This is a genomic window from Microcoleus sp. T3_B1, assembly GCF_036700445.1.
Classification (GTDB): domain Bacteria; phylum Cyanobacteriota; class Cyanobacteriia; order Cyanobacteriales; family Microcoleaceae; genus Microcoleus.
In genome coordinates, this window is record NZ_JAUBOX010000016.1 from 85,088 (window position 1) to 97,060 (window position 11,973).

Here is an 11,973-nt window from a genome sequence, read left to right on the forward strand (position 1 = left end):
TGAACCGCAGATTACGTTATGAATCTGCATTGATCTGCTGTTAAGATTTAATCCTAATCCAACGGAATTGCGATCGCAAATTGGGTACCTTTTCCCGGTTCCGAAATACACTCGATCGCCCCGCCGTGTTTTTCGACAACAATTTGATAGCTAATCGATAATCCCAATCCAGTACCTTTACCCTCTGGTTTAGTTGTAAAAAACGGATCGAACAGTTTACACCGCGTTGATTCAGGCATCCCAGGCCCATTATCCTTAATCCGAATCACCGCAAAACTCTCGATTTTTCTTCCTCTTCCTACTTCTTCCTTCCTAACATCCGTTACATCCGTTACATAATCCGTTGCCGAACCTTCCTTGACTTCGGTGCAAATTGTGATAGTATTGGGAGCGCGTTCAATCTCAGCGTAAGTGCGCTCGCCGTTGGATTCATCCAAAGCATCGATCGCATTTCCGAGCAAGTTCATAAACACCTGATTGAGTTGTCCGCTGTAACACTCAACCTCCGGCAAAGATCCGTATTCTTTAATCACTTGAATTGCTGGACGTTCGGGTTTAGCTTTCAAGCGGTGCTGCAAAATCATCAACGTGCTGTCGATACCTGCGTGAATGTCGGCGGGTTTTTTCTCGGTGCCGTCAATGCGCGAGAAGTTCCGCAATGATTGCATGATATCGCGGATGCGATCGGTTCCTAGCTGCATGGAACCCAGCATTTTAGGCAAATCTTCCATGAGATAATCGAGTTCAACTTCTTCTGCGGCTTCTGCAATTGCCGGCACCGGCTGCGGATAGTGCTGCTGGTAAAGATTGACAATGGAAATCAAGTCTTGTACGTAATCGTTAGCGTGGTGGAGATTGCCGGAAATAAAGCCAACGGGGTTATTGACTTCGTGAGCAACTCCTGCTACCAACTGCCCCAAACTTGAGATTTTTTCCGTGTGCACGAGTTGAGCTTGGGTTTGCTGCAATTTGTGCAAATATTGTTCTAGCTGCTGGGATTTTTCTTGTTCTTTCCCGTAGAGTCGGGCATTTTCGAGGGCGATCGCAACTTGAGAAGTGAGCAACTTTAAAACTTCCAATCTTTCGGGAGAAAATGCACCCGCTGCTAAGTTGTTTTCCAGGTAAAGAATGCCTGTGAGTTGGCCCTGATAAATGACTGGATTGCAAATAATTGACTTGGGCTGACGGCTGACAACATACGGATCGGCGGTAAACAAGCCGTCTGAGGCTGCATTGTTTAAAACCAAGTCTTTTTGAGTTCTCGCAACATAGTTTACAATCGAGACGGGCAAATCTTGACTAATTTCAACTAAAAGGGATTGCAAGACGGCGGCTTGATTTTGCTCTGCCGTACAAGCTGCTTGTATCAAAAGATTGTCATCTTTGTAGAGCATCAGCACTGCTTTTTGAGCGGCGGCATTTTCTAAAAAAATTTTGATTAAACGGGCGAGCAATTTATCCAGGAAAATTTCGCTGGTAATAGCTTGAGATGCTTTGATGAATGTGCCGATATCTAAGGCATTGCTAAAATTGCTGTTGGTGGTTGTGGTGGTGGCGGTGACGGTTAAATCGCGGGTTTTGGTTTCTCGGTTGAGGGTTTGGGCGACTAATTGGGGATATCTGGCTTCTAAATCTTTGACTTTCGCGATCGCTCCCCAGCGGATGTAACCGTAGTAAGATTCTGTGAGATAGACTTGAGCGATTTTGTCTTTGTTGCAAGACAAATAAAACTCGGCTGCAAGTTCGTTGGCGAGTGCTTGTTCTTGGATGTATCCCTGCTCTTTGGCTCCTTGAATGGCTTTGTCATAATAATCTGCTGCTTCCCAATTTTTACCGAAAACACGCGCTTTTTCTGCCTCTACCAAATCGTATTTGTGCTGGTAATTCATGGGGGCGTGGTGCGCCCATTTCTGCATTTCTTCCTGATTTGCTGCTACTTGCATCAAGTGTTTTTCTTGTGCTGCACTGCCAGCAGTTGGATACACAGCGAGGAGGGCCAGGGAATAGTAAAAATTGTGCGTGACGACGATCGCAAAGCCAATTACTACTTGTGCATATCCGGCAGCTAAAGATGCGTTGGCAACTGCTTTTTCGGATTGTTTAAATAAGTAATAACTCAGCATTTTACCAAGATAAAAATTAAAAATTCCCAGGTTGTTATGGGTTTTTTTAAGTCGCGGCAACATTTCTTGTTCATTAAATTTTTCATCGACCACATGAAATTGATTTGCGGAGTTTTGTTGTAAGTTCAAAAGAAGCTGTCCCCATGTTTCAACTAAGTCTATCGAATGTTCTTGTTTTAGTTGCCGTGCTAAAATCAAGCATTGCAATTGTTTTTGTTCGACAGTGTTTAGCGGTTCTCCCATCAAAAAGGCACCTGTAAAAATGTTGTAACCAGCATAAATGCTATAAGTTAAATCTCCTGTTTCTAAGCCGCTTTGCATCGCCTCTTTTAAAGGTAAAATCGTCTCTCTGGTATGTTCTTTCCAGTGCCGGATAAAAGCGTTAAATGTGGTATAAACCTGGCATTTAAGTTGTTTAGAATTGAATTGGTCTAATAGCTTCAAAGCTAGCTTTCCCGAATGATATCCAGCCTCTATCTCTCCGAATACCCCAGCCAGCAGCAAGCCGTACCAACTATAGGCGATCGCCCCAAGTGCTGAATTACCCCGTTCCATAGAAAAATTGACCATGGTGAAGATAATTTGTGGCAATAGTTCTAATTTTGCAATAAAAATAGGAGAAAGAACAGCCGAGATTATCCGCATTGTGGCTAACTCATAGTCATCAGTCATTACCGGAAATTTTTCGATTTCATCAAGCTGAGGTAACTTAATTCCACCCAAACCCTCTCGGGGGATTTCAGATAGGGAATTTCCCAACATTCCCAAAGCTCTTAAACCAGTATCGATGGCTTCTATCATCTGGTTTTGAGACAAATAAGACTGGATTTGCAGTTCGTAGACTTTAACTCGATCGAGCAGGTTTGTAGCTTGTTGCAAAACGGCATCAGCTAATTCTTGCGATCGCCCAAAGTTAGTATTGAGATATTCCGCTTCCGCTGCTTCTACGTGCAGGTTCAGCGTCAAGTCATAATCAGTCTCCCAACTTGACCCCCCTACACTTCCCACGCCAAGGGGGTTGATGAGTCCCAAACCGACATTCAAATATCTGACAGCAGCTTCGTAAGCATTAGATGCTTTAGCTTTTTTCCCAGCGATCAGATTCAGTTTGGCCAGTTGATGTTTTTCTGTTTTTTCTGCGAGGAATTCAACGCCGACATTCAGTTGGTTGACAATATCAAAAACATTTTCTTCAATCTCGGAGGCGGGAGTATTGTCTAGCAGCAGTTGACCGATTTTTAAGTGCGTTGCTTGCTTTTCGCCGTCGGGAATCAGAGAATAAGCTGCTTGCTGCACTCTGTCGTGCAGGAATTTGTAGGAAATCTTCGATTGCTCGTAGGGGCTGTGCCCCCCGGCCCGCCCCGATCGCAAATTCTCCGATCCCCAGCCTCCAACCAGCGGAATCTTGTAAGCATTGCTCAACGGGAGAACCAATCCAGTTTGCAGTGCCGCCCAGAGTTCGCTAGCTGCTCGCGCCGGGGATTGTTCGCTGACAATTGACAAGACATCGAGGCTGAATGTATCGCCAATACAAGCCGCCAATTTTAACATTTGCTGCGTTGTTTCTGGCAGTTTTTCGATGCGGCTGGCTACCAGTTCCACGACACTTTTATCAGTAATGCCGATCGCCTGAATTTCCGCTAAACTCCACTGCCAATGGCCGCTGCTAAATTCAAATTTTAACAGATTTTCTTGATAAAGTGCTTGCAAAAGCTGCGTGATAAAAAAAGGATTGCCGCCCGTTTTGTGAAAGATTAACTCAGCCAGCAATTGCACCTTGTCGTTAACGGTGAGGGTATCGGCGATTAATTCGCAGACATTCGCAAAATCCAGCGGTTGCAAGACGATATGATGAACGGGAGTGCCCGTTTTTTCAATTTGCTCGATCGCCTGCATTAGCGGATGAGTCGGACTAACTTCATTATCCCGATAAGCACCGATCAAAAGCAAGTATTGACTTTCCGAATCGCCAACCAACAATTGCATTAAATTCAGCGATGCCGAATCCGCCCACTGCAGATCGTCTAAAAAGAGTACCAGCGGATGTTCTGCACGAGTAAAGACGCCGATAAACTCTCGGAAAACTCGATTAAAGCGATTTTGAGATTCGGCAGGCCCCAGTTGCGGCACTTCCGGCTGTTTGCCAATAATTAGCTCAATGTCAGGAATCACGTCAGCAATTACTGCACCGTTTGCACCCAAAGCAGCCGACAATTTTTCGCGCCAAGCTTGCAATTTTTCGCTACTTTCAGTCAGCAACTGCCCGATTAATGACTGGAAAGCTTGAATCAAAGCTGCATAAGGAATGTTGCGCTTAAATTGGTCAAATTTGCCATTGATAAAATAGCCGCGCTGCCGGACAATTGGCTTGTGAACTTCATTAACAATAGCGGTTTTGCCAATTCCCGAATAACCGGAAACTAGGACTATTTCGCTTCGCCCGTCATCCGTAGGGAGACGGCAGTGCCGTATCCCTACATTTTCACCGTCACCCGTAAGGAGACGGCAATGCGGTGTCCCTACTCTTTCAAAAGCAGCAAGCAGGTGATCGACTTGGGCTTCTCGCCCGTAGAGTTTTTGAGGTATTGACAGTTGTCCCGATCGATCCAACTGTCCCGGTACAAAATAAACAATTTCTCCAGTTGTCTGCCAACTATTCAAACACTTTTCTAAATCTGCCTTTATCCCCTCGGCAGTCTGATACCTATCTTCGGCATTTTTCGCCAAAAGCTTCATCACAATATCAGAAACAACTTGCGGAATTTCATCACCATTTTCTTGATTTGTTCTGCATTCACAAGGCGGCGCGGGATGTTTAGCAATGTGACAGTGCACGAGTTCTAAAATATCGCTGCTGTTAAACGGCAATTTGCCTGTCAGCATTTCGTAAAATGTGACGCCGAGGGAATAGAAATCGCTGCGATAATCTAAGGTGCGGTTCATTCTCCCGGTTTGTTCGGGAGACATATAGGCGATCGTACCCTCAACTAAGTTGGTACTGTTAATTTGGGGGTTTTCTTTGCTCAGCCGGGAAGCGACGCTGAAGTCGGTAAGTTTGACAGTTCCTGTTTCCTGGTTGATGATAATGTTGGATGGTTTTATGTCTTTGTGGATGATACTGTTTTGATGCAGCGAGTTTAGTGCTGATGCTAGTTGAATGCCAATGTTTAAAAATGCTGTTAAGTTGAGTTTTGTTGAGATTATTTTGCTGAGTGAGTTGCCGCCAAAGTCTTCTAAAATCAGGGCGAGACGGTTTTGATATGTTTCGAGACTGTAGGATTTGACGATGCTTTCTACCTGTAAATGCTGAGTAATTTTATATTCGTTTTTTAAGCGGGTAATTTGTTCGAGGGTGGGAAATTCTGCCTTGAGGATTTTGATGATGACTGGTTGTTCGTCTAATTCTCTAATGCCTCGGTAAATGCAGGTATTCAAGCCGTCGGAGATAGGGGCGCTGATTTGGTAGTCGGGAAGTGTCAAGGTATTCATTGAAATCATGTTGATAGCTGAGGTAAGTATATTTTTTCTCATGCCTGCGGCAACGATATGATGCGAGCGGGACGCTGGCACTGCACTCGAAAAATTATGATTCCGATTTCGGCGGAAACGATAGGATAGGGTTTAGTTGCTTATTATAGTTAACACAAAATATTATGTCAACCGCAGTTCCCCTTAGTACCTTAAGCGAAATGACCATCTTTGCTTGACAATTATGGCTAATAAGTTCTCGAAGTCTAGATTTAACTGTAAGTAGGCAATAGAAGCATTATCGATCTGCAATTAAATATACCAAAGGCAAAGCCTTTGGCACCCCGATCGAGATAATTTCTCAGTATCTGGGAGAATTTTGAGAATATGGTGATATACCCCCTCTAGTTCAATAACGTAAAAATGAGCATCAGACCAAATTTCAGATGGTTTTCTTCGGTGGCGAGTATTTTGGGTTCGATTTCGATCGGCACTTTCAGCGACGCGACATCCTCTGTAAAAGCGGCAGAAACGGTTGTTATCCGCAAAGGTATTTTAGAATCGTCAATATCGGTTGCGGATTTGCGCGAACTCGCAGAAACAGGAAAAGTCCCCGCCAAACTGCAAGCATACGCCAATCTCCTGTCTGAGGAACAGCGGAGTAAAATTTTTCGGGCGCTGCAAGCGAAAATTCCCCTAAATGTAGTCGGCCTGAGCAACTTGCTAAATACGGGCATCGGCACTGGCATCCTGACGGATTTGACTACTGTCATACCCAGGCGCGACGGTGGGGGTGTGGAAGCGCTGCGATCCGCTCTGGTGCAGGGAGCAAAAGCACCGGAAGGCTTATCTATATTGAGTTTCATTGAATCTTATCCGAGCTCGCGGGTGGTGGTGGATCTCGATCGAGCTTTCGCTGTTTTGGGAAATATGAACGTAAGTTTTTGGCAAACTCAGCGCTTTATGGCGGCGATCGCACCTCAGTTAGCAGCGGTTAAACCCGCGTTTAAGCTGCCTTTCGATCCAACCCAGCCAGGCCCTAATGTCGTGCAGGTACGGGCGCTAGATTTGAACGATAGCGCCCGCAATCGACCTATTCCGGTTGATGTGTATTGGTCGAGAGCTGCGACAGCCGACAAACCGACGATCGTCTTTTCTCACGGCTTGGGTTCCGTCCGCACGGATTTGCGCTATTTAGCCGAGCATTTGGCGTCTCACGGCTATGTGGTAGCAGCTTTAGAACATCCGGGCAGCAACGAGACGAACACCAATGCTGCGATGGCGGGGAAGTGTCCGTTGCTAGCTCCTCAAGAGTTTTTAGACCGTCCCAAAGACATCAGTTTTGTACTCGACGAACTGACAAAATTGAACCAAACTGATGATAACTTGCAGGGGAAAATTGCGATCGACCGATCGATAATAATTGGCTATTCCTTCGGCGGCGCTACAGCCTTGTCCGTGGCCGGCGCCGAACTGCAATTGAGCGGACTCAAACAAAGGTGTCAAGGGGACTTGATTGGGTTCAGCTTAGGCGAAGGCATTCAGTGCGCCGCGGCCGGATTGCCCGAAGAACGGTATCAATTGCGGGATGGGAGGATTAAAAGGGCGATCGCCATGAATCCGATCGCATCATTATTATTTGGAGAAACGGGCTTAAGTAAAATTAAGATTCCCACATTAATAGTAGCATCTTCTGCCGACAAAACCACTCCCGCCTTAGCCGAACAAATTGCCGGCTTTCCGAAAATTCCATCTCCTAAATGGCTAGTCGGTTTTGTAGGAGCAACCCACTTAAGCGTCAAAGATCCGAGTACAACTTTAAACCAAGTTCGCCGACCCAGCACAGAAATTACCGGCGATGAACTTGTCGGCGACCAAGCTGTTAGCATACGCAATTATATTAAAGCTGTAAGTTTGGCTACCGCCGCTCAACTAACTGCCGAAGCTGACAAATATGCCGTCTTTCTAACACCAGAATACGCGCAATTTGCTTCTACATCGGCAATCCCGGTGCGGCTAGTAACAGAAATTTCCCCGGAAATTAATACAGTCGTGCAAACTTTTATTCAAAGGAATAAGTAGTGATTAGTGATTAGTGATTAGTGATTAGTGATTAGTCATTAACTAATATGATCTCTGGTCAATTACCCGAAATTAGGTAGGGGCGGGTTCACCAACAATATCTGCCAATAATTGACAATCTCAAAAACCCGCCCCGGCCGGGATATTATGGTCAATCGATCGGACATGATATAATATCAAATCCGGTGACATCGGAATTGATATTACCCACAGTCAGGACACCGCGCCGTGCCGTTTTCCTACAATTAATCGGGCGATGGTTACATCTTTCATCGAAGAAGATTGATGATTTTGGGGTAGGGAAACGGCACGGCCGCGTCCGAGATTGCTGAGGTCTATTTTTCTTCTTAAGCTGTTTCTGATATTTTTTGTCCGTGCAGGGGCAAAATATAACCAAGCGCTTTCACAAACTCTACTCCCCAACTGCGATGCCTAAAAAAAATCTTATCCCGCTATTGCTTCTGTTGGCAGCCCTGTTTACCCTTTACGGTGACACTTTAACTTTTCTCCCCAAACCTGTAAGAGATACTAGCGTGGCCAGTCGAAAGTTCTTCGTCGGGTTGTGGCCAGATTGGTTGAGGCCGAGAGATTTCAACGAGAAAAGGCAACAGGATATTGAGAAATTGCAAAAAAGTCCTAGCCCGAGTCGATAGTTTTGATCTACCAGCGAGAAACCCGGTTTCTCTAACAATACTTAGCCATTTTCTTGTAGGTTGGGTTAAGCGAAGCACAACCAAACATGACGATTTTAGATTTTGGATTTTAGATTTTAGATTTTTTATCCCATCTCTAATCTGTAATCGATTAAACTTGAGATTTGAGATTTTCCCATCGGTAAGGTGTGCATTGCACACCCTACAGATAGAGGTTAGGCGTCCAGGACTGTTTTAGATTTGTCCTCCCATCTAAAATCTAAAATCTAAAATCTAAAATTGATTAAGCCTGCTTTTTCAACCAGCTAAACATAGCTCGCAAATCTTTACCAACTTCTTCAATAGGATGTTCTGCTTCCTGACGGCGCATGGAGGTAAAGCCCGGTTTGCCGGCTTGGTTTTCGAGAACGAATTCGCGGGCAAATTGACCGGATTGAATTTCGCTGAGAATTTTACGCATTTCGGCGCGGGTTTGATCCGTGACGATGCGGGGGCCGCGAGTTAAATCGCCGTATTCTGCGGTATTGGAGATGCTGTCGCGCATTTTGGCGAGGCCTCCTTCTACTACTAAGTCAACGATAAGTTTAACTTCGTGCAAACATTCAAAATAAGCTAATTCCGGTTGGTATCCGGCGTTAACTAAAGTTTCAAATCCAGCTTTAATTAAGGCGCTCAAACCGCCGCACAAAACTACTTGTTCGCCAAAAAGATCGGTTTCTGTTTCTTCGCGGAAAGTGGTTTCAAGGATGCCGGCTCTGGTGCCGCCGATACCTTTAGCATAGGCCATTGCCCGATCGCGCGCTTGACCGGAAGCATCTTGATATACTGCAAACAAACTCGGAACACCTTCCCCTTGTTCGTAAGTCCGTCGCACCAAGTGTCCGGGGCCTTTGGGGGCAACCATTACTACGTCTACATTGGCAGGGGGAACAACTTGGCCGAAGTGAATGTTAAAACCGTGAGCAAATGCTAAAACATTTCCTTCAGAAAGGTTCGGTTCGATTTGTTCTTTGTAAATAGTTTTTTGAACTTCATCGGGCAATAAAATCATGATGAAGTCAGCAGCGGCGGCTGCTTTGTCTACCGGGTGAACTGTTAAACCCGCGTCGGTTGCTTTGGCTGCAGATTTGCTACCGGGATACAAACCGACAACGACATTCATGCCACTGTCTTTGAGGTTAAGGGCGTGGGCGTGTCCTTGGGAACCGTAGCCGATGATAGCCACAGTTTTGTTGGCTAAGAGGTCTAGGTTCGCGTCGGTGTCGTAATACATACGGGCCATAGTGCTTGTCTCCTGAGATGCAAATTGGGTGATTGACTGCAAAACTCTCATTTTATCAAAGTAGGGTACTTTTTTTGCAGAAATTTTTCAGATTAAGATTTGGGCGGGGGAAAATAAAAGGATCTCGCCCTGAATTTAGCAGGGTTTCTCGCAGAGTCTGCGATCGTCAAATATAATTGTCAATAGCGTGCTGTGCTTTTGGAAAAACCTCACATCTTGCACCATTCTCGCTTAACAGGCTTTTCGGCCTGTTCCACAAAGAGTGAATTTTGTTGTGGAACAGGCCGAAAAGCCTGTTCATAAAAAGCTTATTGAGAATGGTGTAACATCTCAGAAAAACGCAACTAACTAACTTTTTTAAAATGAAAATAAAAGCAATACATCATGTGGCGATTATTTGTTCGGATTACGAAGTATCGAAGAAATTTTATGTAGAAGTATTGGGATGCTCCATTATCAAAGAAACTTTCCGAACCGAGAGGAATTCTTACAAACTAGATTTGCGAGTCGGAAATGGCGACACCATCGAGCTTTTCTCATTTACCCATCCTCCTGAAAGAGTTAACAATCCTGAAGCTTGCGGTTTGCGGCATTTAGCTTTTGCAGTTGAGGACATAGAAGCATCAGTTGCTTACTTAAAATCCCAACAAGTAGAAGTAGAAAACATTCGCCTTGACGAGATTACAGAAAAACGGTTTACATTTTTCAGAGATCCCGACAACTTACCCTTAGAAATCTATGAAATTTAAGGATTATCCCGATTTTGTAAAGTCGCTCTTAAGTCAATATGTGGGGTGTGCATTGCCCTAAAAACTGCATGATTCATTCCCAATCTAAAATCTAAAATCTAAAACCTAACATTGTATAATGGACTATATCATCAGAAACACAATCACGATCGGATTGCCTGCTTTAATGCTATTTATAGCCATAGCAGCTACAGGGAAAACAGGTGACGCAGCCGTTTGGTCGGGTTTGGTTAAAGTCGGCGGTTCCTTTGGTATGCTGATCGGTTTAGGTGTGTTGGTATTTGTAGGATTTGTTGCAAATTATTTTAGTTATTTTGTGGTAGATAGCTTGCTGGTGAGATTTTATCAAAAGCGGCGAGTGTTGGGACAGGAAGAACAACTGGTAACAGAAATTGATAAATTGCTGATTACCAACGACCTCAAAATCAAGCTCAAATGGGCGGTGATGCACAGCATACCCAACAAAAACCTTAGTTTGAAGTACGTAATTTTAAAATGGTTTATTATCGCAGCAACTGTAAATACCGTATTGTCAATAGTCGGTTATCTGGGAGAATTCAACATTTTTTTTGAATTGAGTTCTCATTTTAAACTACAATATCTGCTGGTTGGTTTCTCTACTTTTATATTCTTCGCTCTCGTGCGCTCAAAAAAAATATGGTGGCTGGTGAGCGCATTTTGCATTATCATTAATTTGGCGGAAATTGTTCCTTGGTATTTTCCAGCGCCAGCATTTGCAGGAGCAACGCCCGGACACAACTTGCGGATTTTGCATTCAAATGTTTTAAGGAGTAATCGGCGATATTCTGAGGTGATCTCGCTGGTTCAAGCAGAACAACCTGATATCGCGGTTTTTGTAGAAGTCAACTCAACTTGGGCAAAAGAATTATCGGTTTTAAGCGAGATTTTTCCTTACTCTTCTACCCAGCAAGAATCTGAGAGATTTGGCAGTGCAATATACAGCAAGCTGCCTTTAGAAAATTCCTCTGTTAAAGCTTTTTCAAATCGAAGAAAGAGCTTGTTTGCGGATGTTAAATTTCAAGGTCAAATGATTTCTCTGATTCTTGCTCATCCGACAGTGCCAGTCAAACAGGAGAGTTTTATCGATCGCAATAAACAGCTAGCAGGCATCGGCGAGTATGCAGCCCAAGTAAAAAATCCGCTGATTGTGGTTGGGGATTTAAATACCACAATGTGGTCGCCATTCTACAAAAATATGGTAAAAACTGGAAATTTGCGAAATGCGCGATCGGGCTTTGGCATTTTACCAACTTGGCCGACTTTTATGCCGCTGGCTTATATTCCGATCGATCACTTTCTAGTCAGCAAAGAAATCGGTGTTTTGAAGATTCGTACTGGCCGCAATGTCGGTTCGGATCATTTGCCGTTAATTACAGATTTGGTCATTTGAAGGAAGTTAAAGCAGTGACTGATTAGAAATTGGATCTTTCATTATTTTTAGGAACGGGCAAGATGCCCGTTCCACAATCAAACTGAATTTTTGTGGCACAGGCCGGAAAGCCTGTTCTTCCCACAATAAAACTGAATTTTTGTGGCACAGGCCGGAAAGCCTGTTCTTCCCACAATAAAACTGAATTTTTGTGGCACAGGCCGGA

6 protein-coding genes are annotated in these 11,973 nt (G+C 44.3%); 3 read left to right on the forward strand and 3 right to left on the reverse strand.

All coding sequences use genetic code 11. The features are described from left to right. Window positions 1-53 precede the first annotated feature (53 nt). A complete protein-coding gene (locus QT990_RS11540; RefSeq protein ID WP_333140469.1) occupies window positions 54-5,612 on the reverse strand; it encodes an AAA family ATPase in 5,559 nt (1,852 codons plus the stop codon). A gap of 402 nt (window positions 5,613-6,014) precedes the next feature. Here QT990_RS11540 and QT990_RS11545 point away from each other — a divergent pair, with 402 nt between their 5' ends. Further along, window positions 6,015-7,673, forward strand: coding sequence for an alpha/beta hydrolase (locus QT990_RS11545; RefSeq protein WP_333140467.1), 1,659 nt, complete (start codon window positions 6,015-6,017; stop codon window positions 7,671-7,673). Window positions 7,674-8,609: 936 nt separating this feature from the next. Here QT990_RS11545 and ilvC read toward each other — a convergent pair. Continuing rightward, window positions 8,610-9,659 carry a ketol-acid reductoisomerase gene (gene ilvC, locus QT990_RS11550; protein WP_333103730.1) on the reverse strand — a complete coding sequence of 350 codons (1,050 nt, stop codon included), beginning with the start codon at window positions 9,657-9,659 and terminating at the stop codon, window positions 8,610-8,612. A 311-nt stretch (window positions 9,660-9,970) separates the two neighbouring features. Here ilvC and gloA2 point away from each other — a divergent pair, with 311 nt between their 5' ends. Then, window positions 9,971-10,357: an SMU1112c/YaeR family gloxylase I-like metalloprotein gene (gloA2, locus tag QT990_RS11555; protein WP_333410204.1), complete on the forward strand. Its 387-nt coding sequence runs from the start codon at window positions 9,971-9,973 to the stop codon at window positions 10,355-10,357. Between the two features lie 118 nt (window positions 10,358-10,475). Beyond that, a complete protein-coding gene (locus QT990_RS11560; RefSeq protein WP_333306683.1) occupies window positions 10,476-11,768 on the forward strand; it encodes an endonuclease/exonuclease/phosphatase family protein in 1,293 nt (430 codons plus the stop codon). Window positions 11,769-11,790: 22 nt separating this feature from the next. Here QT990_RS11560 and QT990_RS11565 read toward each other — a convergent pair. After that, window positions 11,791-11,973, reverse strand: a 183-nt coding sequence (locus tag QT990_RS11565) for a hypothetical protein (protein WP_333410203.1), incomplete at its 5' end; no start/stop codon positions are given.

Excerpts from the sequence above, each read along its gene's own strand:
- QT990_RS11540 (WP_333140469.1), bottom strand. The coding sequence starts at position 5,612 with ATGAATACCTTGACACTTCCCGACTACCAAATCAGCGCCCCTATCTCC.
- QT990_RS11545 (WP_333140467.1), top strand. The coding sequence starts at position 6,015 with ATGAGCATCAGACCAAATTTCAGATGGTTTTCTTCGGTGGCGAGTATT.
- ilvC (WP_333103730.1), bottom strand. The coding sequence starts at position 9,659 with ATGAGAGTTTTGCAGTCAATCACCCAATTTGCATCTCAGGAGACAAGC.
- gloA2 (WP_333410204.1), top strand. The coding sequence starts at position 9,971 with ATGAAAATAAAAGCAATACATCATGTGGCGATTATTTGTTCGGATTAC.
- QT990_RS11560 (WP_333306683.1), top strand. The coding sequence starts at position 10,476 with ATGGACTATATCATCAGAAACACAATCACGATCGGATTGCCTGCTTTA.